This is a genomic window from Variovorax sp. Root318D1 (genome assembly GCF_001424835.1).
Classification (GTDB): domain Bacteria; phylum Pseudomonadota; class Gammaproteobacteria; order Burkholderiales; family Burkholderiaceae_C; genus Variovorax.
Map to the genome: position 1 here is coordinate 42,489 of NZ_LMCQ01000024.1, position 26,098 is coordinate 68,586.

Consider the following 26,098-nt stretch of genomic DNA (forward strand, 5'->3'; position numbering starts at 1 on the left):
GCTCAATTTTCCAGAAGAAGCTGGCTGCGCGCCGCGACGAATGCGGCGGCGGCCTCGTTGTGAAATGCGTGGCGGCCCGCCACGACGCGCGGTCGGCCGGACACCCAGACGGCGTCGATGGCCGACGTGCGGTGGCTGGCAAAGACATGCGACGACAGCATGTCGGGCGCGGCGAGGCCCTGCAGCGCGAGCTGCGCGGCATCGAGCACGACAAAGTCGGCTTGCTCCCCCACCGCCAGACCGCCGATGGCCCGGCCCGATGCCTGCGCGCCGCCGCGCACCGCTTCGAGCGTGAGGGCGGTGGCCACGTGCGGCTGCGCCGCGCTGGCGCCGACGTTGCGCTGCCGCTTGCCCAGGCGCTGGCTGTATTCGAGCATCAGCAACTCTTCCGCCGCGTTGACCGTGGCATGGCTGTCGGAGCCCACGCCCCAGGCGCCGCCATGGTGACGCCATGCCGGGAAATCGAAGATGCCGTCGCCCAGATTCGCTTCGGTGGTCGGGCACAGGCCGGCCACCGCGCCGCTCTTTGCGCCGCCTGCGTATTCGGCCGCGTCCATGTGCGTGGCATGCACGAGGCACCAGCGCGCATCGACCGGCGCATGGTCGAGCAGCCAGGCCACCGGACGCTGGCCGCTCCACGCCACGCAGTCGTCGACTTCCTTGGTCTGCTCGGCAATGTGGATGTGAATGGGCGCGCTGCGGTCGATGGCCTCGAGTCCCGCCACGGCTTCGCGCAGCGCATCGGGCGGCACGGCGCGCAGCGAGTGCGGCGCCAGCCCGAGCCGCGCGCCCGCTGCATCGCAAGCGGGCTTGAGCGTGTCGAGCAGGCGCAGCATCGAATCGGTCGAGCGGATGAAGCGGCGCTGCCCTTCATTGGGCGGCAGGCCGCCGAAGCCGCTGGTCTGGTAGAGCACGGGCAGCAGCGTGAAGCCGATGCCCACCGTTTGCGCGGCGCGCAGCAATGCGAGGCTCAGCGTTGCATCGTCGGCGTAGGGGCGGCCGTCGGTGTCGTGGTGCACATACTGGAACTCGCACACGCTGGTGTAGCCCGCCTCGAGCATCTCGGCATAGAGCCAGGTGGCAATGGCCTCCATGTGCTGCGGGCCCAGGCGCGCGGCAAAGCGGTACATCAGCGTGCGCCAGCTCCAGAAGCTGTCCTGCTGCTCGGCGCGGTGCTCGGTGAGGCCTGCAAAGGCGCGCTGGAAGGCATGCGAATGCAGGTTGGGCATGCCGGGGATCACGGGGCCGTTTGCCACCTGTGCGCTGGAGACAGGCTGCGCGGAGGACTGCACCTGCGTGAGCTGGCCGGCATCGTTCCACGACAAGAGAACGTTGCTGGCCCAGCCGCCGGGCAGCAATGCATCAGCCGCGAACAGTGTGCGCGTCATGCTGCGGCTCCCACGGCGATGCGGCCTTGGCGCACGATGCTGCGCACCGGCCGCTGACCGAACCAGTAGGCGAGTTCGGCTGCTTCGCGCACGTTCCACAGCACGAAGTTGGCGGGCATGCCTTCGGCGATCACGCCGTGTGTTTGTTGAAGGCCCAGTGCGCGGGCCGCATGCACCGTGACGCCGGCCAGCGCTTCGGGCACGGTGAGGCGGAACAGCGTGCATGCCATGTTCATCATCAACAGCAGGCTCAGTGCCGGCGAGGTTCCGGGGTTGTGGTCGGTCGACACGGCCATCGGCACGCCGGCAGCGCGCAGCGCCTCGATGGGCGGCAGGTGCGTGTCGCGCAGCGTGTAGTAGGCGCCCGGCAGTAGCACGGCCACGGTGCCCGACTGGCGCATGGCCTCGATGCCTTCGGCCGACAGGTGTTCGATGTGGTCGCACGAGAGCGCGCCGTAGCGGGCGGCCAGCGCGGCGCCGCCCATGTCGGAGAGCTGCTCGGCATGCAGCTTGACCGGCAGGCCGAGCGCCTTCGCGGCCTTGAAGACCTGCTCGGTTTCCGCGAGCGAAAAGGCGATTCGTTCGCAGAACACGTCCACCGCGTCGACCAGCCCTTCGGCCGTGAGCGCGGGCAGCATCTGATCACAGACAAGGTCGATGTAGTCGCCGCTGCGGCCTGCGTATTCGGGCGGCAGCGCATGCGCGCCGAGGAACGTAGTGCGCACGGTGACGCCGTACGCGTCGCCAAGCCGCCGCGCCACGCGCAGCTGCTTGCGCTCGTGTTCCAGCGACAGGCCGTAGCCCGACTTGATCTCGATGGCGCACACGCCATCGGCCAGCAGCTGCTCGAGCCGCGGCGCGGCTTCTCTGAAGAGCGTGTCTTCGTCGGCTTCGCGCGTGGCGCGCACTGACGAGACGATGCCGCCGCCGGCCTTTGCCACTTCTTCATAGGTGGCGCCGGCAAGCCTCATCGCGAACTCGTTGGCGCGCTGGCCGCCGTAGACCAGGTGCGTGTGGCAATCGACCAGGCCCGGCGTGACGAGTGCGCCGCCGCCGTCGTGCGGCGCGAGGGCGGCAAACTCGGCGGGCAGCACATCGCGGGCGCCGACCCAGCGGATCATGCCGTCCGTCACCGCGATGGCGGCTTCGACGCCCGCGTCGGTTGCAAGCCGCAGACCGGTCCAGAGCCCGTCTGCCGATGGATATTCGTTGGCGGGTTTCATCGTCCTCTTTCTTTTTCGCAGGTTACGCCGACACGATGCGAACCGCCACCAGCCGCGCGTCTTCGCTCTCCGGAACTGCGCGCCAGGCCAGGGCCGCGTCAGCCCAGTGCAGCCCCTCGCCTTCGGCGCATGCCTCGTCGTTCAAGCGCCATGCGCCGCGCAGCGCCAGCAGCACGCCATGCGGTGCGCTCTCTATCGCCGATGCGTGGTCCAGCACCTGCACGTCGGCGCGCCAGTGGCCGTGTCGCGTCATCACATTGAAATCATTCGAGGCACCGCCCAGCAGCGTGCAATCGATCGCGTCGTCGCCGCTGAATGCGAAGGGCCGATGGGGCACGTCGAGCCGGTGCTCCACGCGCCCGTCATGCGTGAACAGCCGCACGCCGTCGCCTTCGAGCAGCATGATGCTGCGGTCGACACCCGCGAATAGGGAGAAAGGTCCAGCCGCCGCGATGGTCGCGATGCTTGCGCGCCAACCGAAGCCGTCGAGCCCGACGCCTTGGGGCCAGCTGACGATTTCCTGCGTGGTGCCGCCGCCGTTCTTCCAGGGCGTGGCCGGCAGGGAGACGCGCGAGAAACGCCGCACGTTCTTCATGACGGGGTCTCTTGCTCCTTCCCCCTCTGGGGGAAGGCTGGGATGGGGGTAGCGCCCAATGAGCGCTGCGCGAGGGTAAAGGCCGTCGTGCCCCCACCCCGGCCCTCCCCCGGAAGGGGAGGGAGAAATACGAGCGTCATCGCACCATCGGCAGGTTCAACCCCTGCTTCTTCGCAGTGGCCACCGCAATGTCATAGCCCGCATCGGCGTGGCGCATGACGCCGGTGGCCGGGTCGTTCCACAGCACGCGCTCGATGCGCTTGGCGGCGGCATCGGTGCCATCGCAAACGATGACCACGCCCGAGTGCTGCGAGTAGCCCATGCCGACACCGCCGCCATGATGCAGGCTCACCCACGTGGCCCCGCCCGCGGTGTTGAGCAGCGCGTTGAGCAGCGGCCAGTCGCTCACCGCATCGGTGCCGTCCTTCATGGCTTCGGTCTCACGGTTGGGGCTGGCAACCGAGCCGGTGTCCAGATGGTCGCGGCCGATGACGATGGGCGCCTTGAGTTCGCCGTTCTTGACCATCTCGTTGAAGGCCAGGCCCGCGATGTGGCGCTCGCCCAGACCGAGCCAGCAGATGCGCGCGGGCAGGCCCTGGAACGCGATGCGCTCGCGCGCCATGTCGAGCCAGCGGTGCGTGTGGGTGTTCTCGGGGAACAGCTCCTTGATCTTGGCGTCGGTCTTGTAGATGTCTTCCGGGTCGCCCGAGAGCGCCACCCAGCGGAACGGGCCCTTGCCTTCGCAGAACAGCGGACGGATATAGGCCGGCACGAAACCCGGAAAGTCGAACGCGTTCTTCACGCCTTCGTCGAAAGCGACCTGGCGGATGTTGTTGCCGTAGTCGACCGTAGGGATGCCCATGGCCTGGAAGTCGAGCATGGCCTGCACGTGCACGGCGCACGACTTGGCGGCCGCGGTTTTGAGCGCATCGTGCTGCGAGGCGTCCTTCATCGCGGCTTGCCATTGCGCAACGCTCCAGCCCGAAGGCAGGTAGCCGTTGATCAGATCGTGCGCTGACGTCTGGTCGGTCACGAGGTCGGGCTTGATACCGCCGGCCTTCGCACGCTTCACCAGCTCCGGAAGGATGTCGGCCGCGTTGCCGAGCAGCGCGATCGACACGGCTTCCTTCGCGTCGCAGTGCTGCTGGATGAGTTCGAGCGCATGGTCGATGTCGCGCGCTTGCTTGTCGACATAGCGCGTGCGCAGGCGAAAGTCGATGCTGGTCTGCTGGCACTCGATGTTGAGCGACACCGCACCCGCGAGCGTGGCCGCGAGCGGCTGCGCGCCACCCATGCCGCCGAGGCCGGCCGTGAGGATCCACTTGCCCGCGAGGCTGTTGTTGTAGTGCTGTCGGCCGGCTTCGACAAAAGTCTCGAAGGTGCCCTGCACGATGCCCTGGCTGCCGATGTAGATCCAGCTGCCAGCGGTCATCTGGCCGTACATGAAGAGGCCCTGGCGGTCGAGTTCGTTGAAGTGCTCCCAGTTGGCCCACTTGGGCACGAGGTTCGAATTGGCAAGCAGCACGCGCGGTGCGTTCTCGTGCGTCTTGAACACGCCCACCGGCTTGCCCGACTGGATGAGCAAGGTCTCGTCGTCGTTGAGTTCTTTCAGCGACGCAAGGATCTGGTCGTAGCAGGCCCAGTTGCGCGCGGCACGGCCGATGCCGCCGTACACCACGAGGTCTTGCGGGCGCTCGGCCACCTCGGCGTCGAGGTTGTTCTGCAGCATGCGGAACGGCGCTTCGGTGAGCCAGCTCTTGCAGTTGAGCGTGCTGCCGCGCGGAGCACGGATCACGCGCGTGGGGTCGTGGCGCGGATCGGTGGCGTCGGAGTTGTTGTTGGCGTTCAGCGCGAATTTTTCCGGAGCGTTCATGGATCGGTTCTCCTAATCGGTATGTCGGTTCTTACGAATGGCTGGGCAGGATGTCCAGCAGCGCGGCCGGCATCTCGGCCTTCAGCGCCCACTGGCGCATGGCTTCGATGTCGGGCGCGAGGTAGCGGTCGCGTTCGAGAAAGGCGACCTTTCGGCGGATGTTCGCGAATTCGGCTTCGACCAGCGGCGAGCTCTTGAGCCCGCGTTTGAGTTCGATGCCTTGCGCGGCCGCCATGGCTTCGATGCCCACGACGACTGCGGTGTTGTTGACCATGTCGCCCAGACGGCGCGCCGCAAAAGTGGCCATCGACACGTGGTCTTCCTGGTTGGCCGAGGTCGGCAGGCTGTCGACGCTGGCGGGATGCGCGAGCGACTTGTTCTCCGATGCTAGGGCCGCGGCCGTGACCTGCGCGATCATGAAGCCCGAGTTCAGGCCACCGTCGTGCACCAGGAAAGGCGGTAGTCCCGAGAGGCCGGTGTCGAGCAGGAGCGCGATGCGGCGTTCTGCAATGGCGCCGACTTCGCTCACGGCCAGCGCGATGATGTCGGCCGCAAAGGCCACGGGCTCGGCGTGAAAGTTGCCGCCCGAAATCACTTCTCCAGTGTCAGTGAACACCAGCGGGTTGTCCGATGCGGCATTCGCCTCGATCACCAGCACGCGTGCGGCATGCGCGAGGTTGTCGAGGCAGGCGCCCATCACCTGCGGGATGCAGCGCACCGAATACGGGTCTTGCACGCGGCCGCAGTCGGCGTGCGAGGGCACGATCTCACTGCCTTCGAGCAGCGTGCGCACGGCGCCGGCCACCGCGATCTGTCCCGGCTGGCCGCGCGCTGCGTGAATGCGCGCATCGAAAGGCTTGATCGAACCCTGGATGGCTTCAAGCGAGAGCGCACCCGACATCAAGGCCGAGGCGAACACGTCCTCTGCGCCGAACAGGCCGGCGAGCGCGAGCGCGGTCGACACCTGCGTGCCGTTGAGCAGCGCCAGGCCTTCCTTGGGACCGAGCACGAAGGGCTCCAGGCCAACAAGGCGCATGGCCTCGGCGCCGCTGACCACTGTGCCATCAGCCGTGGTCGCCTCGCCCTCGCCGATGAGCACGCAAGCCATGTGCGCGAGCGGCGCGAGGTCGCCCGAGGCGCCGACCGAACCTTTGCACGGAATGCGCGGCATGACGCCCGAATTGAACAAGGCCAGCAATGCATCGACCAGCGCGGGCCGCACGCCCGAATGGCCGCGCGCCAGGCTCACGGCCTTGGTGGCCAGCACCATGCGCACGACGGGCGCGGCCAGCGCCTCACCAGTGCCCACGCTGTGCGAAAGGACGAGGTTGCGCTGCAGGTCGGCGAGGTGGTCGTTGCCGATGCGCGTGCTCGCGAGCTTGCCGAAGCCGGTGTTGATGCCGTACACCACCTGGTCGTTGTCGACGATATGGCGCACCGCCGCTTCGGCGCGCGCCATGCCTTCTTGCACGGAAGGGTCGAGCGCCAGCCGCACGCCGCCAGCCTGAATGCGGCGCAGCATCGCGAGGTCCACCTTGCCGGGCGTGAGGGTCAGAGTGGCGGTTGTGTGATTGCTTGGCATGTGAACCTGTCTATACAAGTGGTTGCGAGAGAAAACCTTCGGTTTCCGTGACGAAAAAATCAGCCGAAGCTGGGGTTGCCGTCGGCTTTGAAGCGGCTGCCCAGGCTGTAGCGCGACGCGGGATGCAGGCAGCGCACCCAGGTGACCGGCGTGTTGCGCGTCCACGTGCGGCGCGTGAGCAGCAGGCAGGGGTCGGTGGGCTCCATCGCGAGCCGGCTCGCCTGCTCCGCAGTGGGCAGCACGGCATCGACGACGTGTTCGATCTGGTCGAAGGGCACGTTGCGCACCAGGTACTCGCTGGGCGGTACGGCGGCAAAATCCTGCTCGAGGAAATCGGGCACCACCAGCGGATTGACGTAGCGCTCTTCGAGCTGCACCGGCGTGTCGTTCTCCAGGTGCAGGCAGACGCTGTGGAACACCGAGGTGCCCGCGCGCATGTCGAGCCAGGCCGCCACGTCGGGCGATGCGGCAACGCGCTCCACGGCGAGCATCTCGCAGCGGTAGTCATGCCCGCGCTGGCGGATTTCGCTTGCGATGTTTGCAATCTGCAGGAGCGTGGACTGCGGCTTGTTCTCGGCCACGAAGCTGCCGACGCCGGCCACGCGCACGATGCGGCCCTGCTCCATCAGCTCGCGCAGCGCGCGGTTCACCGTCATGCGCGAGATGCCGAACTGCGCGACCAGTTCGCTTTCGGACGGCAGGCGGTGGCCGGCCGGCCAGGTGCCGTCCTGGATCTTGCGGGAGATGTGATCCTTGACTTGCGCATAGAGCGCGAGGGACGGCAGGTCGCGTTTCATGTCAGTGTTCTACCGCAGCCATGGATTCGGCGCGAATCTCTTCCGTCAGCCGCGCCTTGATGTCCATGAACTCCGGCGAGGTCTTGATGGTGTAGCTGCGCGGATGCGGAAAGTCGACTGCGATCTCGGTCTTGATGCGGCCGGGCCGCGCGCTGAACACCGCCACGCGGTTGGCCATGAAGATCGCCTCGTCGATGTCGTGCGTGACGAACAGCACCGTCTTGCGAGCCGACTCCCAGATGCCGAGCAAGAGCTCCTGCATCAGCACGCGCGTCTGGTTGTCGAGCGCGCCGAAGGGCTCGTCCAGCAGCAGCATCTTGGGGTCGTTGGCGAGCGCGCGCGCAATGGCCGTGCGCTGCTGCATGCCGCCCGAGAGCTGCTTCGGAAAGTGATTCTCGAAGCCGCGCAGGCCCACCTTGGCAATGAAGAACTCGCTGCGCTCCTTCTGGTCGGCTTCGCTCATGCCGCGCTCGCGCAGGCCGAAGCGGATGTTCTGCGCCACCGTGAGCCATGGGAACAGCGTGTAGCTCTGGAACACCACGCCGCGGTCGGCGCCCGGGCCTTCGATGCGCTCGCCGTCGAGCATCACCTGGCCGGTGGTCGGAAAGTCGAGCCCCGCGACGATGCGCAGCAGCGTCGACTTGCCGCAGCCCGAGGGGCCGAGGATGGTGACGAAGTCGTTCTCCTTCACCTCGAAGTCGATGGGCAGCAGCGCCTGCGTGCTCTGCCCCTTGGTGCCGGTGAAGACGCGCGACACGCCCTGGATGGAGAGTTGGTTGTTCGTCATCACAGCGCAGCCCAAGCAAACATGCGGCGGTTCAGCGCCTTGAAAGCGAAGTCGGACACCAGCCCGATGACGCCGATCACGATGATCCCGAAGATGATCTGCCCGGTGTTCAGGAGCGCCTGGCTGTCGGTGATCATGTGGCCGATGCCCGACGAGGAGCCGATGAGTTCCGCGACGATCACGTAAGTCCAGGCCCAGCCGAGCACGAGGCGCAGCGTTTCGGCAATGCCGGGTGCGGCACCCGGAATGAGCACGCGCGCCACGATGCCGCGGCTCTTGGCGCCCAGCGTGTAGGCCGCCTCGACGAGGTCGCGCCGCGCGCCGCCGACGGTCACGGCCACCATCAGCACGATCTGGAAGAACGAACCGATGAAGATCACCAGCAGCTTCTGCATCTCGCCCAGGCCCGCCCACAGGATGAGCAACGGGATGAAAGCCGACGCAGGCAGGTAGCGGCAGAACGAGACGAAGGGCTCGAAGAAGGCCTCGACGGTTTTCCACGTGCCCATGGCGATGCCGAGCGGCACCGCGAGCACGGCCGCCAGCAGGAAGCCGCCGAACACACGCCACACGGTCATGCCCACGTCACCGATGAAGCCGAACTCCGCAAAGAGCATCCAGCCTTCCTTGAGCATGGCCGGCGGGCTGGCGAGGAAGGTCGGCGGCACGAAACCGCCGATGGTGGCGATGGACCACACGAGCACGAAGGCCACGAAGAAGCCTAGCCCGAGCAGTACGCGGGCGCGCCCGCTGATGGGCTCGAGCGGCGCGAACGAACGGCGCCGCGCGGGCGCAGCGGCTTGGGGGGAGACGGCCGGTGCGGGCGCCGCCGAACGCGGCGGCACCTGCGGCAGGGCCTTACTTGACGAAGCTTGCATCGAACATCGCCGCGTAGTCTTCAGGCGCCTTGCGAATCACGCCGGCTTCCAGCAGGATGGAAGTGGCTTCCTTCATGAAGCTGGTGAGTTCGCCCGCAAAGAACTTCTGGTTGGCCGCCTTGTCCTGCCAGCGCAGGTAGGCCGACGACTTGGCGAACTGCTCGCCGGTCTGCTTCACAGCCGAGCCCATGAGTTCGTTGGCCTTGGCCGGGTCGGCCTTGATCATTTCGAGTGCCTCGAAGTACGACTGCGTGAGCGCCTGCGCGGCCTTGGCGTTGGCCTTGAGCCAGGTGGGCGCGCAGCCCACGGTGTCCATCACCATCGGGTAGTCGAGCGTGGTGGCCAGGATCTTGCCGGCGGTGGGGTTGGCGCGCACGGTCGACAGGTAGGGCTCGTAGGTCATGGCGGCGTCGTTCTGGCCGGCCACGAAGGCCTGGGCGGCGGGCTGCGGCTCGAGCGAGACCAGCTTCACGTCCTTCAGCGTCATGCCGTTCTTGTTGAGCATCCAGGCCAGGCCGAAGTAAGGCGCGGTGCCGGGGGCGCTCACGCCGATGGTCTTGCCCTTGAGATCGGCAAAGCCCTTCACGTCGTTGCGCACCGCGAGGCCGTCGGCGCCGTAGGACTTGTCCATCTGGAAGATCTGCACGATGGGCACGCCGTTGGCGTTCCAGGCCACGTGCGTTTCCACCGTGGTGGCCGCGCACTGGATGGCGCCCGAGGCCAGGGCCAGATGGCGGTCCTTCTGCGGAATCATCTTGAGTTCGACGTCCAGCCCGTTCTTCTTGAAGATGCCGGCCTTGTCGGCCAGCGAGAGCGGCGCGAAGCCGGTCCAGCCGGACATGCCGAGCGCAATTTTTGTTTCCTGCGCGGCGGCCGTTCCAGCCATGCCGGCTGCACATGCGCCTGCGGCCAGCAGGGAGGCGAATTTCACAACTACCGTCTTGACCATGGGTACTCCTGGTTCTGTTCTCTGGGAAAAAGCTCGGCGATGCGCTCCGGTGACCGGGCCGCACGAACCTCGCATTGTTGCCAAGCGCCCCAACTTGTATATACAGGATAACCCGGAAGGACCATTTCCGGTGCATCCTTCAGGAAAATGCACCAGATTGCTGTCTATACAGGAAGGGTGGCGGGACGGCCTTCACCTTTGCAAACCTCATGCCACAGTCATATCCGGGTGGGTGGGGGACAATCGACGTCTCCCTCTTTCCCAGCCCATCCCCGCCCTTCGCACCGCTGCCTGTGTCCTCGCTCGCTCCCCTCCCCCTCGACGCCCCCGGCAGCAGCAGCGCACCCGCCGACATCCTTCATGAAGTCTTCGGCTACTCCCAGTTCCGCGGGCCGCAGCAGGAGATCGTCAATCACGTGGTGGGAGGCGGCGATGCCTTGGTGTTGATGCCCACGGGCGGCGGCAAGTCGCTGTGCTACCAGATCCCGGCCATTGCGCGGCAACGCGCGGGGCGTGGCGTGTCGGTGGTGGTCTCGCCGCTGATCGCACTGATGCACGACCAGGTCGGCGCGCTGCACGAGGCCGGCGTGAACGCGGCTTTCCTGAATTCGACACTCGACTGGGAACAGACGCAGGACGTGGAGCGCCGCATGCTGCGCGGCGAGATCACGCTGCTGTACGCGGCGCCCGAGCGCGTGAACACGCCGCGCTTTCTGTCGCAGCTCGATTCGCTTAAGGAGCGCGGCAAGCTCTCGCTGTTCGCGATCGACGAGGCGCATTGCGTGAGCCAGTGGGGCCACGACTTCCGGCCCGAGTACCGCGCACTCACGGTGCTGCACGAGCGCTACCCGGGCGTGCCACGCATTGCGCTCACGGCCACCGCCGATGCGCTCACGCGCGCCGACATCGTCGAGCGGCTGCAGCTCGAGGAGGCGCGCCAGTTCGTCTCCAGCTTCGACCGGCCGAACATCCGCTACACCATCGTCGAGAAGAAGGACGCGACCACGCAGCTGCTGCGTTTCATCGAGCGCGAGCACGAAGGCGATGCGGGCGTGGTCTATTGCCAATCTCGAAAGCGCGTGGAAGACGTCGCCGTGATGCTGCAGGGTGCAGGCATCAATGCGCTGCCCTACCACGCCGGCCTGGATGCGGCGGTGCGCCAGCGGCATCAGGACCGGTTCCTCCGCGAAGAAGGCATCGTGATGGTGGCGACCATCGCCTTCGGCATGGGCATCGACAAGCCCGACGTGCGCTTTGTCGGCCACTTGGACATGCCCAAGAACATCGAGGGCTACTACCAGGAAACAGGCCGCGCGGGCCGCGATGGCGCACCGGCTGATGCGTGGATGACCTACGGCTTGCAGGACGTGGTGAACCAGCGCCGCATGATCGACGAGAGCCCGGCCGGCGAAGAGTTCAAGCAGGTGATGCGCGGCAAGCTCGATGCGCTGCTCTCGCTGGCCGAGGCAAGCGACTGCCGGCGTGTGCGCCTCTTGGGCTATTTCGGCGAGAAGAGCACCCCCTGCGGCAATTGCGACAACTGCTTGAACCCACCGCAGGTGTGGGATGGGACCGACGCCGCGCGCAAACTGCTCTCCACCATCTACCGGGTGCAGCAGCTGAGCGGCATCAGCTTTGGCGCTGGCCACATCATGGACATCCTGCGCGGCAAGGAAACCGAGAAGGTGAAGCAGTTCGGGCACGAGCGCATCAGCACCTTCGGGCTGGGCGCGGAGTTCAGCGAAGTGCAGCTGCGCGGCGTGCTGCGCCAGCTCATCGCCACGGGCGCGCTGGCTGTCGATGCGGAAGCCTTCAACACGTTGAAGCTCACCGAAGGCTCGCGCGCGGTGCTCAAGGGCGAATCGAACGTGACGCTGCGCGAATCCATCTCGTCACCGGCGGAGCGCAAGCCCCGCCGCGAAAAGGTCGCCAAGGGCGCGCCTTCGCCGGCTGCCGCCAAGCTCGACGACACCGGCAAGAAGCGCTTCGAGGCGCTCAAAGCCTGGCGCGCCGAGGTGGCAAAGGAACACAACCTGCCGGCCTATGTGATCTTCCACGACGCCACGCTGGCGTCGATTGCCGAGCGCGCACCGGCGACGCTCGAAGACCTGCAGGGCATCAGCGGCATCGGCACCAAGAAGCTCGAGGCTTACGGCGCCGAGGTGCTGCGGGTCTGCAAGGCGTTCTGACACGGGCGCGGCCATGGACACCCGCCAGATGCGCTGCATTGTCGCGGTCGCCGAGGCGGGCAGTCTCACGCGGGCTGCCGAGCGGCTCGGCCTGGCACAGCCGGCGCTCACGCAAACGCTGAACCGGCTGGAGCAGGAGATCGGCACGCGCCTGTTCACCCGCACGCGCCGCGGCGCCACGCTCACGGAGGCCGGCCTCGCGGTGATCGACGACCTGCGCGCCAGCCTCGCCTACAGCGACACGGCGGCCGAACGCGCGCGGGCCATGGGCGCCGGGCGTGCGGGCCGGCTGACCGTGGGTTTCGTGACGCATGCGGTCTACGAGGTGCTGCCGAACGCGTTGCGCCGGCTGCGCGCCGAACATCCGCAGCTCGACGTGGTGCTGCGCGAAATGAGCAATGCCGAGCAGGTGGCGGCGCTGGAGGGCGGCCGCATCGACATCGCGCTGCTGCATCCCCCGGTGTCGGTTACCGCCCGGGTGCATGAATTGCGGTTGGGCGAGGAGGCGATGGTCGCCGCGCTGCCGGCCGACTGGCCGCTGGCCGACGACGGATGCGTGTCGCTCGCCGATATCGCCCGGCACGGACTGGTGTGGTTTCCGGAAGAACAGATTCCCGCCCTGCGCGCCCAGCTGCTCGGCGCGCTGCGCCGCGCGGGCCACGAGACGCGGGTGGTGCAGGACGCCAACCGCACGCTGACGGTGCTGGCCTGCGTGGCGGCGGGCCTGGGTTGGTCGCTGCTGCCGCGCTCGGTACGCGCGCTTCGGCACGAGGGCGTGCGCTATGCCGAGGTGCGCGACGGCGCAGGACTGCCGGCCTTCGAGTTGTCGGCGCTGTGGCTGGCGCGCTCGCGCCCGACGTTCGCCGACGCTTTCGCTGCCTTGCTTGGGAGCGGCCCGGCGCCGGCCTAGTTGACCCCCACGCTCCGGCACTTCGTGTCCTCGCTTCCCCCCGAGGGGGCCGCAGGCCTGCTTGGGAGCGGCCCGGCGCCGGCCTAGTCCACCTGGATCTTGTTGTCCTTCGCGAGCCGGGTCCACTTGGCGATCTCGGCACGGCGGAAGCTGTCGAGCTCGGCCGGGCTGGAGCCGATCACCTCGGCGCCGAGCGCTTCGAGCCGGGTGCGCACCTCGGGGTCCTTGAGCGTGGCGGCGAACTCTTTCGACAGCCGCTCCACCACGGGCGCGGGGGTGCCGGCCGGCACGAACACCGCATTCCATTCGTAGACCTCGTAGCCGGGCAGGCCGGCCTCGGCCACTGTGGGCAGCTGCGGCAATGCAGGCGAATGCGTCTTGCCGGTCACGGCCAGCGCGCGCAGCTTGCCGCCCTGGATGAAGGGCAGGCTGGACGCCAGGCTGGCGAAGAACACGGGGACATGCCCCGACATCACGTCGGTGAGCGCCGGACCGCCGCCCTTGTAGGCCACGTGCGTGATCTGGACGCCGGCCATCGAGGCGAACAACTCGCCGGCCAGATGCTGCGCCGAACCATTGCCCGACGAGGCGTAGTTGATGCCGCCCGGCTTCGCCTTGGCCTGGGCGATCAGGTCGGCGACGCTCTTCATCGGCGCCGACGGATTCACCACCAGCACGTTGGGCACCTTCACCAGCAGCGACACCGGCGCCAGGTCGCGCAAGGTGTCGAAGGGCATCTTGCGCAGCGCAGGGTTCTGGGCGTGGTTGGAGGCGTCGAGCATCACGGTGTAGCCGTCGGGCGCGCTCTTGGCGACCAGGTCGCCGCCGATGGCACCGCCGGCGCCGCCGCGGTTGTCGATCACCACTGGCTGGCCGAGCTTCGCCGAGAGCTTGGGCGCGATGATGCGCGCCACCGCATCGACGGTGCCGCCCGGCGGATAGCTCACGACCAGCCTCACGGGCTTTTCCGGCCACGCGCCGGCGTGCGCTGAAAGCCCGGCCAGCAACAGAGCCGCGCCCGCAAGGGCACGGGGAATGGCGCGCAGCAGGCGTGCGCGCGAGAGCTCATTGGTCGTCATTGATGTCTCCGGTTTTGAACTTGAACAATTGCGCGGGCGTGTCGACCAGGATGCGCCGGCGTGCCGTTTCGTCGGGCACCCAGTCGGCCAGCGCCGCGTGCGTGGCGGCGTAGTTCGCGACCTCGCGGTGCTGGGTGTGAGGCCAGTCGCTGCCCCACACCAGGCGCCCGGGGCCGAAGGCTTTCAGCAGCGCGCGGGCGGCATCGCGCGCGGCGGTGCCGGTCGTTGCCGCGGGCCAGTTTCGGTAGGCGGCCGACAGCTTGACCCAGATGCGCCCGCTGGCTGCGGCGCCGAGCAGCCACGCAAATCCTTCATCGGCGGTGGCCGGCGCCGACGCGGGCCGGCCGAAATGGTCCACCACCAGCGCGCATCCGGCATCGAGCACGGCCTGCGCTGCGAGTGCCAGGTCGCGGGATTCGCGGTGCAGTTCCACATGCCAGCCGAGCGCCCGCGCGCGGGCGAAAAGCCGGTGCCACTCGGGCCTGGAGAAATCGGGGAGCGGCAGGCCCACGAGGTTGAGGCGGATGCCGCAGATGCCGGCCTCGGCCATGGCATGCAGCATGGCGTCGTCCGCGGTCGGGTCGACCACCGCCACGCCCCGCAACCGCCCCGGGCAGGCGCGCAGGGCGCCGAGCAAAAAGCTGTTGTCCAGGCCCAGGAAGCTGGGCTGCACCAGCACGCCATGCGAGACGCCGTGCGCGTCGAGCAGCGCCAGGTATTCGGCCAGCGTGGCCTCGTAGTCGGGTGCATGCCGGCGCGCCGCCGCCAAGGGCAGCCCATGCGCGAACACATGGGCATGGCTGTCGATGGCTGTGATGGCGGCAGGGGGCACGGCGCTTGTCTCGGTCGGAATCGTTGTGCGTTCGGGAGCGAACGTGGGCGAGTATCCGCAAGGCAAAACCTGTTGGGAATGCGTCTCCTGGTTGCGTTTGGATAAGCGCGGCTTATGACACTCAGTTCGTCGCGGCAGGCAGCGTGATCGGCACCGGCCGCGTGAGCAGGTCGACATACAGCTCGAAGAATCGCGCGTTGTCGAACTTCTTCACCACCGTCATCTTCTGCAGCGTGGGCCCCGCGGGCTGCGAGCTGTAGCCGATGGAGCGGCCGTTGTCGGCGGCGCCGGGCTTGGCGACCACGTCGACATAGCGCTCCACCGTTTGCGTGGCGTAGCTCGGATCGATGAGGTAGGCGAGCGTGAGCGTGTCCCAGATGTTCTGCGTGTAGCTGGGGTTGTTCTCGAAGCCATTGGTGCCGCTGAAGCCATAGCCGTTGAGCTGCCTGAACACCTCGGTCACGGCCGTCGGCTTGGCCGTATGCGCAATGCGGTCGTAGATGGGCTTGGTGAGGAACACGGTGTCGGTCACGTCCAGCGGCACCACCACCTGCGGAATCGGCAGCCGCACCACGAACTGCGCGGCGTCGGGATCGAACCACCAGTTGAACTCGGCAAACTTGGTGGTGTTGCCCGCCACGTCGATGGCGCCGCCCATGTAGATGATCCTCTTGATCAGCGGCACGATCTCGGGGTTCTGCTTGACCGCGAGCGCGATGTTGGTGAGCGGGCCAATGGCCAGGATGGTGATCTCGTTGGGGTTGGCCTTCACCGTGTCGACGATGAAGTCGACCGCGCTCTTGCCCTGCACCGGCGTATGCGTGGCAAAGCCGTCGGGCGAGGGCTTCAGGTCGGCATCGCTCTTGGGCTCTGGCGAGCTCCAGGCGCCCAGGTAGCCGTCGCCGCCGGAGCCGGCCGCCATCTCGGCCTCGATGGTCGCGTAGTCGTGGTTGAACGCGTAGTTCGCACCCGCATAGATGCCGATGCGGTCGCCCACGCCCAGCCGCTCGACCGACTTCAGCGCATCGGCCACGCCCTGCTTGAGCCACTGGTTGCCCGACACCACGCTGATGCCCATGACCTGCACCTTGCCCGACGCCTGCAGCTGCGCGGCCATCACGCCGAGCTGGCCGTCGTCGCTCATGGTGTTGTAGTCGCTGTCGATGATGATCTTCTGCGCCGGCGGCGGTGCCGCGCCGAAGCCCGGGGCTAGCCCAATGCCGCTGCTGCCGTCCCCGCCGCCACCACCGCAAGCCGAGAGCACCGTGGCGAGCAAAGCCGCCGCCATCCATTTGCGTCGCTGAATCCGAATCTTCATCCCGGCTCCTTTTCGAGTGGTTTTGCTTGATGTAGAACTAAATGCCAAACGTTTGCGCAAACGTTTGCTAGGACTCTAAAGCGCATGCCACGGGCGTGGAGAAAGGCAAGGTTTCAAGGGGTAACGGCGGTGGAGGCCGCGGCCGCTCAGCCCGGCGCGGGCGCGGGTTCGAGCAGCCGGATTTCCCGCAGCGGCGTGCGATGAAGCAGGTAGGGCTGCTCGTCGGCTGCTCCGGATTTCTCGAGCCCCGGCTGGGTCTTGGCCGAGCTCGAGGCCGGGCACGCGCCGCCGCTGCGCATCGCCAGCGCAGCCGCCAGACGTGCCTCGGCAGGGTCGCCGAGTGCGTGGTCGAAATCGTCGGCCACGCTGCAGTCGGGTGCAAAGCCATCGCCGTAGTCGCCGAAGCCCTTGGCGTTGACGCCCTGGAACTGGATCGCGAAGTAGCTGGTGCCGCAGTTGTCCTGCGGGAAGAAGCCGTAGGGCTTGCCGCAGGTGGCGCCTCCGACGAGATTGACCTTGACGTCGATGCCGCGCAGGCCGTTGACGACCGATTCGCTCGCTGAGCAGGTGTCGGGCCCGACCAGCACCGTGACCTGCGAAAGGCCGAGCCCCGGCAGCGGCGCGCCGTTGCGGCTGGTGCCGTAGAACGGAATGATCGACTGGGCCGCGGTCAGGCGAAACGGGTTCTTGTCGTTGAAGACGAGGCGCTCGAAGGTCTTGCCGGAAGTGGCGCCGGACGACGACACCATCGTGGCGAGCCGGCTCGCGATGTTGAGCTGGCCGCCGCCGTTGTAGCGCATGTCGAGCACGAGGTCCTGAATGCCGCCGCCGGCCTTCAACTGGTTGATTGCGTCGATGAGCTGCGCTTCCGAAGTCGTGATGTGGTCGTTGAAAAGCAGGTAGCCCACGCGGCCGCTGCCGGTGTCGATGGTCTTCACGTTCTGCACCGGCGTGCGCGTGACGCTCGCGGCCGCCAGCGTCACGGTGCGCGTGGCGCCGCCTTCCTGCAGCTTGAAGGTGTGTGACTCGCCGATGGTGGTGGGCGAGATGCCGCGGTTGATGACCGCGGTATTGGTGCCGTCGATCACGTCGACGCCGTCGACTTCGAGCACCTTCGCGCCGCGCGAGATGCCCGCGGCTGCCGCGGGCGAGCCGGGTTCGGTGAATGCGATGCGCAGATCGCGCGGGCGCGAGTTGCGCACGAACGCGAACTCCATGCCGTAGCCCGGCGCCACGCCGTTCTGCGACAGCTGCCGATAGCGCTCGGTGTCGTACACGTAGTGAAAGCGGTCCTTCGCGCGGCCCGATGCGGTGACGAGCGGGCTCTTGAGCACGCTGAAATACGCAACCGGCGTGGCGTAGTCGGCCGCCTTGAGCGTGGTCGGCACCTCGCCATACCAGAGATAGGTTTCGTCGATCCAGCCGCGCACCCAGCGCTTCTCGTCGGTCAGGGTGCCGGACTTGTCGGGGTAGGCCAGCCCGGTTTCGGGATTGATGCCGCCGCGCGGCGCGGCGCACAAGCCCGCCACGGTGGACGAGGCAAGAATGGCGTCGTCGTCGCCGCTGCTGGCCGGGGGTGCAATGGCGGTTGGCGCAATGATCGGGAACGCGCCGCCCCCTCCTCCGCCGCCACCACCGCCTCCACAGCCCGCAAGGACGAGGGCCGCGCAGGCCAGCACGAATACGGCCGTGGCCGATGCGGTGGAACGCGGCACCTCCCGCGCGTTCGCCTTGCCTGAGTTCATCGAGCCCCTCCTCAGGGTCCGCCGCGGCGGACCGGGTTTTTTTGTTTGCCGTGTGCCGGCGGACGACTGTTCCTGTCCAACTACTGCATGAAACCGATGCCGCGCGATTCGCGCACCTCTGGCTTGATGCGATGCTCGGCTTCAAGCTGATCGAGGAATTCAGCGGCCGAAAACTCGACCGCGAGAATGTCGGTCTGCCGCTTCACGGCCGCGAAATCGCCCGGACACAGCTGGCGCAATTGCGCGAGGCGTGCCTTGATCTCTCCGGTGAGCAGCGCGGCATCGCCGGCCAGCGCCTCGGTCACGAACATGCGCTCGCGCTGCGCCGCGGTGAGCGGCATGAACTTGATCTTGAAGGTGAAGCGCCGTAGCGCCGCCTGGTCGAGCCGGTCCAGCAGGTTGGTGGTGCAGACGAAGATGCCGTTGAAGCGCTCCATGCCTTGCAGCATCTCGTTGACCTCGGTCACTTCGTAGGTGCGCTGGGCGCCGCGCCGGTCCTGCAGGAAGCTGTCGGCCTCGTCGAGCAGCAGCACGGCTTTTTCGGCCTCCGCCTCCTTGAACATCGCGGCCATGTTCTGCTCGGTTTCGCCGACGTACTTGCTCATGAGGTCGCTGGCCTGCTTGATGATCAGCGGCCGGCCGATGGCCTTGGCGATGTGCTCGGCCAGCGCGGTCTTGCCGGTGCCGGGCGCGCCGTAGAAGCACAGCGTGCCGTGGCCGCGCGCCTTGAGCGCCGCCACGACGCGCGGAATCTCGAAGCGGGTCTCGACGTTGAGCATGTCCAGGTCGTAGGTGGTCACGCTGCGGCGCATGCCCAGGCCGGTGTCGAGCGTGCCGAGTGCGAGATCGGCGTTTTTGAGTTGCCGTTCGATCAACGTTTCCATCGAGGCGCCGTCCTCCGTCTGCGCCAGGCCGGCAAACCGCACCGCGGTGCGGATCTGCGCGGGCGTGAGTCCCTTGCGCTCGGCCAGCTTGGCGGTGAAGGCTTCGGACACCACGATGCCTTCGAGCGTTTTCTTCACCAGCTGCTCGCGCGCGCCGGGGGGTGGCGACTTGAGTTCGAGGTGATAGGCAAAGCGGCGCCTGAATGCCGGGTCGATCTGCTCGATGCGGTTGGTCACCCACAGCGTGGGCACCGGGTTGGCTTCGAGGATCTGGTTGACCCAGGCCTTGCCGCTCACGCTGCCGCTGGTGGGTGCCGGAATCTGCTCGGCGCGCGCCATGAACTGCGCGGCCTCGGTGCTGATGGGCGGGAACACGTCCTCCACCTCGTCGAACAGCAGCGCGGCCTGCGCGCTGCCCTTGAGGAACACCTGCGCGATCTGCAGCGAGCGGTAGCGGTCGCGGCCGCTCAGCGAGTTGCCGTCGCGGTCGGCATATTCGACCTCGAACAGCTCAAGCCCCGCAGCCTGTGCCACCACCTTGGCGAGTTCGGTCTTGCCTGTGCCGGGCGGCCCGTAGAGCAGCACGTTGACGCCCGGCTCCTTGCGCGCCACTGCCGCGCGCAGCAGCGTGACGAGCATCTGCGCGTCTTCCTCGACAAAGGAAAAGTCTTGCGTGGTGAGCGCGCTCTTGGCCGAGGGCCGCGTGAACACGGCCATCAGTTCGTTGTGGTCGCGGTATTCACGCATCAGCACCGGCGGCAGCTTTTCGCTGACCTTCATGAGGTCGGCCAGGTCGGTGATGTTGTGCTCGGAGATCAGGTTCTCGACCAGGCCGATGCGCTCCAGCCGCGAGCCCGCGCGCAATGCTTCGCCCACCTCGCTTGCATTGACGCCCGCAATGTCGGCAATGGCCGCATAGGCCTCGGGCGCATTGTTGACCTTGAACTCCACCAGCAGCGAACGCAGATCGCGCTGGTAGCGCGCGAGCGTGCCGTAGAGCAGCAGCGCGCGCTCGGCCTTGTTGAGCTGCAAGAGGCCCGCGAGCGCATCGATGTTCTTCTCGACCAGCGTCGACTGCTTGCGCAACGCATGCGTGAGCCAGTCGCGCGTGACGGCCAGCACCGAGAGCAGGTCCTTGGGCTGGTCCTTGGCGTATTCGTCCAGGTAGAAGAAGAGCGTGCCTTCCTCGTAGGGCCCGCGCCACACGCCGTGGCGCTCCAGCAGCGTGCGTCCGTCGAAGTTCTCCACACCCTTCCAGACCTCGTTGCCCGCGCAGCGGCGGCCGAGAAACTCGCGGAGCCGATGCAGCACCGCCGCCGGCCACACCAGGTGGCGCCCGGTCAGCGAGAGCAGGCCGTTGATGTCGCGGCGCACGTTGAAGCGCGGTCCCTGCTTGGCGGCCAGCGTGAGCACGAAGTGCGAGCACATCAGCTCGAGCACCGGCGCTCCCTTGAGCCCGGGCGATGGCAAGGCCTGCCCGCGCACCGCAGCAGCCACGACATCGACACCCGCACGCTTGACCATCAGACGACCTCCAGACGAGGGAATTCCTGGGGCGACCATAACGCAGACTTTTGCCTTCGGGAAGACGCTGGAACGGTAAAAACCCTGATGATGCGATTCCAGCCACAATGCCCGCCATGGTCGGAATCGAAGAAATACGGCGCGCCGCGGCGCGCCTGCAGGGTCAGGTGCTCAACACGCCCTGTGTCGAATCGCGCACGCTTTCGGAAATCGTGGGCGCGCAAGTGTTCCTGAAGTTCGAAAACCTGCAGTTCACCTCCTCGTTCAAGGAACGCGGGGCGTGCAACAAATTGGTCGATCTTTCGGAGAACGGGCCAAAAGGCGACGGCCAGGAAACCACGCGGGGCGTGGTGGCCATGTCGGCCGGCAACCATGCCCAGGGCGTGGCCTATCACGCGCAGCGGCTCGGCCTGCGCGCGCTCATCGTGATGCCGCGCTTCACGCCCGGCGTAAAGATCGAGCGCACGCGCGGCTTTGGCGCCGAGGTAGTGCTGCACGGCGACACGCTCGACGCGGCGCGCGCCCATGCGCTGGAACTGGCCGAACGCGAAGGCCTGACCTTCGTCCACCCCTACGACGATGAGGCCATCATCGCGGGCCAGGGCACGGTGGCGCTCGAAATGCTCGACGTGGTGCCCGATCTCGACACCCTGGTGGTGTCGGTCGGCGGCGGCGGGCTGATTGCCGGCATGGCCATTGCCGCACGCGACCGCAGGCCCGGCATCGAGATCGTCGGCGTGCAGACCACGCGCTTTCCGGGCATGGTCAATGCCGTAAAGAACACCCAGCACCTGCAAGGCAAGAGCACCATCGCCGAAGGCATCGCCGTCGGCACGCCGGGGGTGCTGACGCGGGAAATCATCGCCAAACACGTGGACGACCTGCTGCTGGTCGACGAAGGCGACATCGAGCAGGGCGTGCTGATGCTGCTGGAAATCGAGAAAACCCTGGTCGAAGGCGCGGGCGCGGCCGGCCTGGCGGCGCTGATCCGGCATCCGGAGCGCTTCAAGGGCAAGCGCGTGGGGCTGGTGCTTTCGGGCGGCAACATCGATCCGCTGCTGCTCGCGGCGATCATCGAACGCGGCATGGTGCGGGCCGGCCGGCTGGCCCGCGTGCGGGTCAGCGCGCGCGACGTTCCGGGCTCGTTGGCCCAAATCACGGCCACTGTGGCGGAAGCGGGCGCTAACGTCGATGAGGTCCACCATCAGCGGGCGTTTACCATGCTGGCAGCTCAGAACGTCGACATCGAGCTGGTGCTGCAGACCCGCGGACGGGCCCATCTGGCCAGCGTGCTGGGCGCGCTGCACGACGCCGGCTTCGAGGCCGAAGAGCAGCATTGAAGGGGGTTGGCAACCCCCTAGACCGGTCTGGCGGGCCCGACCCGTAAAATGCCCCCCAGTTTTTGAATCTGAGTATTCGAGGTAATCAATGTCCAACCCCACTCCCGTCGAGCCCCATCACGCCGCCGCCGTTGAAAAAGACGCCGTCGAATCGGTCGTGCACCTGATGCCGATCGTGCTGCCGCTGGCCGGCGGCGTGCTGATGCTGCTGCTCGCGTCCATCGCTGTCTATTTGGCCTGACAGCCATTCGCGTCTTCGTCCGCGGGTTTTGCGGCCCGCGTTGACGCAGTCTCCCCAAGGCGAAACGTTTTCTCAAACGGACCTCCGCGCCCACCTAGGCGCGGCGTCCCGTTCGGAAAGACGATTTTTCAACTTAGGAGATTTCCGATGAACGCACCCGCGATGCAGGGCCTCGCCATTCAGGCACCCTCATACGTCAAGAACGCAAAACTGGTGGCCTGGGTGGCCGACATGGCCGCGCTCTGCAAACCCGAGGCCATCTACTGGTGCGACGGAAGCCAGGAAGAGTACGACCGCCTGTGCCAGAAACTGGTCGACGCGGGCACCTTCAAGAAGCTCAACCCCGCCAAGCGCCCCAACTCCTTCCTCGCGGCATCCGACCCGAGCGACGTGGCGCGCGTCGAGGACCGCACCTTCATCTGCTCCCAGAAGAAGGACGACGCCGGCCCGACCAACAACTGGATGGCCCCGGCCGAAATGCGCGCCACGCTGCAGCCGCTCTTCGACGGCTGCATGAAGGGCCGCACGATGTACGTGGTGCCGTTCAGCATGGGCCCGCTCGGCTCGCCCATCGCGCACATCGGCATCGAGCTTTCCGACAGCCCCTACGTGGCGGTCAACATGAAGATCATGACCCGCATGGGCAAGGACGTGTACGAGGTGCTCGGCACCGATGGCGAGTTCGTGCCCTGCGTGCACACCGTGGGCGCGCCGCTCGAGCCCGGCCAGAAGGACGTGTCCTGGCCCTGCAACAAGACCAAGTACATCGTCCACTACCCCGAGACGCGCGAGATCTGGAGCTATGGCTCGGGCTACGGCGGCAACGCGCTCCTGGGCAAGAAGTGCTTCGCGCTGCGCATCGCCTCCACCATGGGCCGCGACGAGGGCTGGCTGGCCGAGCACATGCTGATCCTGGGCGTGACCTCGCCGCAGGGCAAGAAGTACCACGTGGCCGCCGCCTTCCCGTCGGCCTGCGGCAAGACCAATTTCTCGATGCTGGTGCCGCCCGCCGGCTTCGACGGCTGGGAAGTCACCACCATCGGCGACGACATTGCCTGGATCAAGCCCGGCAAGGATGGCCGCATGTACGCCATCAACCCCGAGGCTGGCTACTTCGGCGTGGCCCCCGGCACCAACCTCAAGACCAACCCCAACTGCCTCAAGAGCCTGGACCGCGACGTGATCTTCACCAACGTGGCGCTCACCGATGACGGCGACGTGTGGTGGGAAGGCCTGGAAGACGACGTGCCCGGCAAGAAGCTGCCCGAGCACCTGATCGACTGGCAGGGCAAGGACTGGACGCCGCAGATCGCCAAGGAAACCAGCGCCAAGGCCGCGCACCCGAACTCGCGCTTCACCGTGGCCGCCACCAACAACCCGGCGCTCGACCCGGCCTGGGACGACCCGGCCGGCGTGCCGATCGACGCTTTCATCTTCGGCGGCCGCCGCTCGACCACGGTGCCGCTGGTGACCGAAGGCCGCAACTGGACCGAAGGCGTCTACATGGCCGCCACCATGGGCTCGGAAACCACCGCCGCCATCGTCGGCCAGGTGGGCGTGGTGCGCCGCGATCCCTTCGCCATGCTGGCCTTCATGGGCTACAACATGAGCGACTACTTCCAGCACTGGCTCGACCTGGGCAAGAAGCTGGAAGCATCGGGCGCCAAGCAGCCGAAGATCTACACGACCAACTGGTTCCGCAAGGGTCCGGACGGCAAATTCGTGTGGCCTGGCTACGGCGAGAACATGCGCGTGCTCAAGTGGATCATCGACCGCATCGAAGGCAAGGCCGAGGGTGTGGACCATGTCTTCGGCGTTAGCCCGCGCTACGAAGACCTGAACTGGACCGGCCTGGATTTCAGCGCCGAGCAGTACGCCACCGTCACCAACATCGACAAGGCCGCGTGGCAGGCCGAGCTGAAGCTGCACACCGAGCTGTTCGAACAGCTGGCGCACCACCTGCCGAAGGAGCTGCCGGAAACCAAGGCAGCGATCGAGCAGCGCCTGGCGGCCTGACGCCAACCTTTGTGCGGCCACCGGGCCGCAGCAACGAAAAAGCCGCCCTCGTGGGCGGCTTTTTCATGACTCGGCTGAAGAATCGAACGGGTCGATCAGTAGTAGCGCGAGCTGTTCATGCGGCGCATGGCTTCGTAGAGCGTCGGCATGCGGGCGTCGTTGGCACGTGCGACCTGGCGAGCCAGCGCATCGACCTTGGCGGCGTCGGCAATGGAAGCATTGCCTTCCGACTGCTGGCGCCAGACGGCGGCTTGCAGTTCCTGCATCACGCGCGGGTCGCTGTGCGCCGTGGCCAGAAAGCGCTCGTCGGCGCGGTCGGCGGCGCGGCGCTGGGCGGCTGCACTCAACACGCCGACAACCTTGGCGGCCGCGTTGCGCAGCGAGCCGGCAAACAGCGCGGCGATGCCGAAAGCGGCGACGCAGAGCACGGCCCAGGCGGCAAGCAGCGCGCCTTCGTCCCAATGGGAAACGAGCGTGTCGGCCACCACCAGCACCGCGGAAGCCACGGCGACAATCAGCAGGACAATCAGCGGACGCGAACCGTTCGCGCCGGCGCGGGCGGCCTGGATCTGGCCGAACAGCACTTCGGCGCGATGGACGCCGGGGTGCACAGTGGGTTGGTCTACGTGGACAAAGCTGGTCATGATGAATCCCTCCGGGGATGAATGGCTGAGTGCCGATGTAGAGATATTAGGGTTTGCCCTAGTGTTTATCCACTTTATCTTTCTGATGTTTATCATTCACATCACTGATGGACGTCAACTTTCGCACCTTCGACCTCAACCTGCTCCGCGTCTTCGACGAGGTGATGGCGGAGCGCAACCTCACGCGCGCCGCGCGCAACCTGTCGATCACCCAGCCCGCAGTGAGCAACGCGCTGCGCCGCCTGCGCGAAGTGCTCGGCGACGACCTGGTGAGCCGGTCGGGCGCGGGCGTCGAGCCCACGCCGCGCGCGCTGGCACTCTGGCCCACGGTGCGTGATGCGCTGCGGCAGCTGCAGCACACGCTCGCGCCGGGCGAGTTCGATGCTTCGACGGCCGACACCACCTTTCTCTTGGCCATGGCCGACGCCACGGCCGCCGAGCTCATTCCGGGGCTGGTGCAAATCGTGGAGAAGGAAGCGCCCGCTATCTCGCTGCGCGTTCTGCCGCTGACCACTCGCGATCCGCGGCGGATGCTGGAGCAGGAGGAAGTCGACATGGCGATCGGCTACTTTCCGGCCGTGATTGCCAGCCTTGCGGCGCGCGGGCAATCGGGCGTGGGGGTGGCATTCGAGACGCAGAGGCTCTATCTGGGCCAGTATGTCTGCGTGATGCGGCGCGGGCACCCGCTCGCGGAGGCGCCGCTCACGCTGGACGACTATTGCGCGGCCCGGCACCTGCTCGTGAGTTTTTCGGGGCGCCCGTACGGCTTCATCGACCAGACGCTGGGCGCCTTGGGACGCGAACGGCGCATCGTCGTGACCGTGAACCAGTTCTTCACGGCGGGCAGGGTGGTCGCGAACTCAGACCTGCTGACGGTGCTGCCGCGCCATTTCGTCACCGTGACCGGCATCGACGACCAGCTGGTGCTGCGCGACCTGCCCTTTGACCAGCCGATGGTGCACGTCGACGCCATCTGGCATCGGCGTGCGCAGCATGGGCACGCGCACGAATGGCTGCGCACGTCGCTGCTGCGTTCGGCCGCGGCAGCTTTCGCGGATTCGGTCCTCGGGCAGAAGGTGCCCGGCTGACCGGGGGCTTTTTAGCGAACGACCGACAGGTAGGCGGAGGCCGCAACGCGCAGTTCCTGCGCGTGGTGGGCGTCGAGGCCGGCACGGACATCGGCGGTTTCCATCAGCGTCGCGGCATGGCTGGCCGGGGCGCTGGCATTGGAAGAACGGAAGAAACGGGCCACTTGGGCAATGAGGCTGAACATGACAGTGCGCTGCTTTTGGCTGCGCTGGAGT

Annotated in this window: 22 protein-coding genes; 6 read left to right on the top strand and 16 right to left on the bottom strand. The window is 67.1% G+C overall.

What is annotated here, in order from left to right; genetic code table 11:
• Positions 1–2: 2 nt before the first annotated feature.
• From ASC78_RS23020 to ASC78_RS23060, 9 genes are all read right to left on the bottom strand, one after another.
• Positions 3–1,388: a formimidoylglutamate deiminase gene (locus tag ASC78_RS23020; RefSeq protein WP_055806884.1), complete on the bottom strand. Its 1,386-nt coding sequence runs from the start codon at positions 1,386–1,388 to the stop codon at positions 3–5.
• Positions 1,385–2,611 carry an imidazolonepropionase gene (gene hutI, locus ASC78_RS23025; RefSeq protein WP_055806887.1) on the bottom strand — a complete coding sequence of 409 codons (1,227 nt, stop codon included), beginning with the start codon at positions 2,609–2,611 and terminating at the stop codon, positions 1,385–1,387. Before hutI ends, ASC78_RS23020 begins: the two co-directional genes overlap by 4 nt.
• Positions 2,612–2,633: 22 nt before the next feature.
• On the bottom strand, positions 2,634–3,206 hold the full coding sequence (locus ASC78_RS23030) for a HutD/Ves family protein (protein ID WP_082517637.1): 573 nt from the start codon (positions 3,204–3,206) through the stop codon (positions 2,634–2,636).
• A 136-nt stretch (positions 3,207–3,342) separates the two neighbouring features.
• Complete coding sequence (gene hutU, locus ASC78_RS23035) at positions 3,343–5,079, bottom strand: urocanate hydratase (RefSeq protein ID WP_055806890.1); 1,737 nt, start codon at positions 5,077–5,079, stop codon at positions 3,343–3,345.
• Positions 5,080–5,110: 31 nt separating this feature from the next.
• Positions 5,111–6,661 (bottom strand): histidine ammonia-lyase, encoded by a 1,551-nt coding sequence (gene hutH / locus ASC78_RS23040; RefSeq protein WP_055806893.1) that lies wholly within the window; start codon positions 6,659–6,661, stop codon positions 5,111–5,113.
• A 59-nt stretch (positions 6,662–6,720) separates the two neighbouring features.
• A complete protein-coding gene (hutC, locus tag ASC78_RS23045) occupies positions 6,721–7,458 on the bottom strand; it encodes a histidine utilization repressor (protein WP_055806896.1) in 738 nt (245 codons plus the stop codon).
• 1 nt (position 7,459) lies between these two features.
• Positions 7,460–8,245 carry an ABC transporter ATP-binding protein gene (locus ASC78_RS23050; RefSeq protein WP_055806898.1) on the bottom strand — a complete coding sequence of 262 codons (786 nt, stop codon included), beginning with the start codon at positions 8,243–8,245 and terminating at the stop codon, positions 7,460–7,462.
• Positions 8,245–9,123, bottom strand: coding sequence for an ABC transporter permease (locus ASC78_RS23055; protein ID WP_055806901.1), 879 nt, complete (start codon positions 9,121–9,123; stop codon positions 8,245–8,247). Before ASC78_RS23055 ends, ASC78_RS23050 begins: the two co-directional genes overlap by 1 nt.
• On the bottom strand, positions 9,104–10,072 hold the full coding sequence (locus tag ASC78_RS23060; protein ID WP_055806904.1) for an ABC transporter substrate-binding protein: 969 nt from the start codon (positions 10,070–10,072) through the stop codon (positions 9,104–9,106). The genes ASC78_RS23055 and ASC78_RS23060 overlap by 20 nt, the downstream gene beginning before the upstream one ends.
• 293 nt (positions 10,073–10,365) lie before the next feature.
• On the opposite strand from ASC78_RS23060, the gene recQ reads away from it, so the two are divergent.
• Both recQ and ASC78_RS23070 read left to right on the top strand, forming a co-directional pair.
• Positions 10,366–12,261: a DNA helicase RecQ gene (gene recQ / locus ASC78_RS23065; protein ID WP_055806906.1), complete on the top strand. Its 1,896-nt coding sequence runs from the start codon at positions 10,366–10,368 to the stop codon at positions 12,259–12,261.
• A gap of 13 nt (positions 12,262–12,274) precedes the next feature.
• The gene (locus ASC78_RS23070) at positions 12,275–13,171 is read left to right on the top strand and encodes a LysR family transcriptional regulator (RefSeq protein ID WP_055806909.1); all 897 of its coding nucleotides are present in this window, start codon (positions 12,275–12,277) and stop codon (positions 13,169–13,171) included.
• 83 nt (positions 13,172–13,254) lie between these two features.
• On the opposite strand, the gene ASC78_RS23075 is transcribed toward ASC78_RS23070, so the two are convergent.
• The 5 genes from ASC78_RS23075 to ASC78_RS23095 form a co-directional block, all read right to left on the bottom strand.
• On the bottom strand, positions 13,255–14,250 hold the full coding sequence (locus ASC78_RS23075; protein WP_055806911.1) for a tripartite tricarboxylate transporter substrate binding protein: 996 nt from the start codon (positions 14,248–14,250) through the stop codon (positions 13,255–13,257).
• Positions 14,237–15,082, bottom strand: a complete 846-nt coding sequence (locus tag ASC78_RS23080; RefSeq protein WP_055806914.1) for an amidohydrolase family protein — start codon at positions 15,080–15,082, stop codon at positions 14,237–14,239. Before ASC78_RS23080 ends, ASC78_RS23075 begins: the two co-directional genes overlap by 14 nt.
• Before the next feature lie 121 nt (positions 15,083–15,203).
• On the bottom strand, positions 15,204–16,400 hold the full coding sequence (locus ASC78_RS23085) for a nucleoside hydrolase (protein WP_055806917.1): 1,197 nt from the start codon (positions 16,398–16,400) through the stop codon (positions 15,204–15,206).
• A gap of 146 nt (positions 16,401–16,546) precedes the next feature.
• Positions 16,547–18,145, bottom strand: a complete 1,599-nt coding sequence (locus tag ASC78_RS23090; protein ID WP_055806920.1) for a S41 family peptidase — start codon at positions 18,143–18,145, stop codon at positions 16,547–16,549.
• Positions 18,146–18,225: 80 nt separating this feature from the next.
• Complete coding sequence (locus tag ASC78_RS23095) at positions 18,226–20,553, bottom strand: ATP-binding protein (RefSeq protein WP_055806923.1); 2,328 nt, start codon at positions 20,551–20,553, stop codon at positions 18,226–18,228.
• 116 nt (positions 20,554–20,669) lie between these two features.
• Between ASC78_RS23095 and ASC78_RS23100 the strand changes: the two genes are divergently transcribed.
• From ASC78_RS23100 to ASC78_RS23105, 3 genes are all read left to right on the top strand, one after another.
• Positions 20,670–21,893 carry a threonine ammonia-lyase gene (locus tag ASC78_RS23100; protein WP_200934357.1) on the top strand — a complete coding sequence of 408 codons (1,224 nt, stop codon included), beginning with the start codon at positions 20,670–20,672 and terminating at the stop codon, positions 21,891–21,893.
• Positions 21,894–21,981: 88 nt separating this feature from the next.
• A complete protein-coding gene (locus ASC78_RS27780; protein ID WP_185868078.1) occupies positions 21,982–22,134 on the top strand; it encodes a hypothetical protein in 153 nt (50 codons plus the stop codon).
• A 147-nt stretch (positions 22,135–22,281) separates the two neighbouring features.
• On the top strand, positions 22,282–24,150 hold the full coding sequence (locus ASC78_RS23105) for a phosphoenolpyruvate carboxykinase (GTP) (protein ID WP_055806928.1): 1,869 nt from the start codon (positions 22,282–22,284) through the stop codon (positions 24,148–24,150).
• A 95-nt stretch (positions 24,151–24,245) separates the two neighbouring features.
• Here the strand turns inward: ASC78_RS23105 and ASC78_RS23110 are convergent, their stop codons facing one another.
• Positions 24,246–24,794 (bottom strand): hypothetical protein, encoded by a 549-nt coding sequence (locus ASC78_RS23110; protein ID WP_055806931.1) that lies wholly within the window; start codon positions 24,792–24,794, stop codon positions 24,246–24,248.
• Positions 24,795–24,901: 107 nt separating this feature from the next.
• Here ASC78_RS23110 and ASC78_RS23115 point away from each other — a divergent pair, with 107 nt between their 5' ends.
• Entirely contained in the window at positions 24,902–25,882 is a 981-nt protein-coding gene (locus tag ASC78_RS23115; RefSeq protein ID WP_055806933.1) for a LysR family transcriptional regulator, read from the top strand.
• 11 nt (positions 25,883–25,893) lie between these two features.
• On the opposite strand, the gene ASC78_RS27785 is transcribed toward ASC78_RS23115, so the two are convergent.
• Positions 25,894–26,067, bottom strand: coding sequence for a hypothetical protein (locus ASC78_RS27785; RefSeq protein WP_200934358.1), 174 nt, complete (start codon positions 26,065–26,067; stop codon positions 25,894–25,896).
• Positions 26,068–26,098: the final 31 nt, after the last annotated feature.

Excerpts from the sequence above, each read along its gene's own strand:
- ASC78_RS23020 (WP_055806884.1), bottom strand. The coding sequence starts at position 1,388 with ATGACGCGCACACTGTTCGCGGCTGATGCATTGCTGCCCGGCGGCTGG.
- hutI (WP_055806887.1), bottom strand. The coding sequence starts at position 2,611 with ATGAAACCCGCCAACGAATATCCATCGGCAGACGGGCTCTGGACCGGT.
- ASC78_RS23030 (WP_082517637.1), bottom strand. The coding sequence starts at position 3,206 with ATGAAGAACGTGCGGCGTTTCTCGCGCGTCTCCCTGCCGGCCACGCCC.
- hutU (WP_055806890.1), bottom strand. The coding sequence starts at position 5,079 with ATGAACGCTCCGGAAAAATTCGCGCTGAACGCCAACAACAACTCCGAC.
- hutH (WP_055806893.1), bottom strand. The coding sequence starts at position 6,661 with ATGCCAAGCAATCACACAACCGCCACTCTGACCCTCACGCCCGGCAAG.
- hutC (WP_055806896.1), bottom strand. The coding sequence starts at position 7,458 with ATGAAACGCGACCTGCCGTCCCTCGCGCTCTATGCGCAAGTCAAGGAT.
- ASC78_RS23050 (WP_055806898.1), bottom strand. The coding sequence starts at position 8,245 with ATGACGAACAACCAACTCTCCATCCAGGGCGTGTCGCGCGTCTTCACC.
- ASC78_RS23055 (WP_055806901.1), bottom strand. The coding sequence starts at position 9,123 with ATGCAAGCTTCGTCAAGTAAGGCCCTGCCGCAGGTGCCGCCGCGTTCG.
- ASC78_RS23060 (WP_055806904.1), bottom strand. The coding sequence starts at position 10,072 with ATGGTCAAGACGGTAGTTGTGAAATTCGCCTCCCTGCTGGCCGCAGGC.
- ASC78_RS23070 (WP_055806909.1), top strand. The coding sequence starts at position 12,275 with ATGGACACCCGCCAGATGCGCTGCATTGTCGCGGTCGCCGAGGCGGGC.
- ASC78_RS23075 (WP_055806911.1), bottom strand. The coding sequence starts at position 14,250 with ATGACGACCAATGAGCTCTCGCGCGCACGCCTGCTGCGCGCCATTCCC.
- ASC78_RS23085 (WP_055806917.1), bottom strand. The coding sequence starts at position 16,400 with ATGAAGATTCGGATTCAGCGACGCAAATGGATGGCGGCGGCTTTGCTC.
- ASC78_RS23090 (WP_055806920.1), bottom strand. The coding sequence starts at position 18,145 with ATGAACTCAGGCAAGGCGAACGCGCGGGAGGTGCCGCGTTCCACCGCA.
- ASC78_RS23095 (WP_055806923.1), bottom strand. The coding sequence starts at position 20,553 with ATGGTCAAGCGTGCGGGTGTCGATGTCGTGGCTGCTGCGGTGCGCGGG.
- ASC78_RS23100 (WP_200934357.1), top strand. The coding sequence starts at position 20,670 with ATGGTCGGAATCGAAGAAATACGGCGCGCCGCGGCGCGCCTGCAGGGT.
- ASC78_RS27780 (WP_185868078.1), top strand. The coding sequence starts at position 21,982 with ATGTCCAACCCCACTCCCGTCGAGCCCCATCACGCCGCCGCCGTTGAA.
- ASC78_RS23105 (WP_055806928.1), top strand. The coding sequence starts at position 22,282 with ATGAACGCACCCGCGATGCAGGGCCTCGCCATTCAGGCACCCTCATAC.
- ASC78_RS23110 (WP_055806931.1), bottom strand. The coding sequence starts at position 24,794 with ATGACCAGCTTTGTCCACGTAGACCAACCCACTGTGCACCCCGGCGTC.
- ASC78_RS23115 (WP_055806933.1), top strand. The coding sequence starts at position 24,902 with ATGGACGTCAACTTTCGCACCTTCGACCTCAACCTGCTCCGCGTCTTC.
- ASC78_RS27785 (WP_200934358.1), bottom strand. The coding sequence starts at position 26,067 with ATGTTCAGCCTCATTGCCCAAGTGGCCCGTTTCTTCCGTTCTTCCAAT.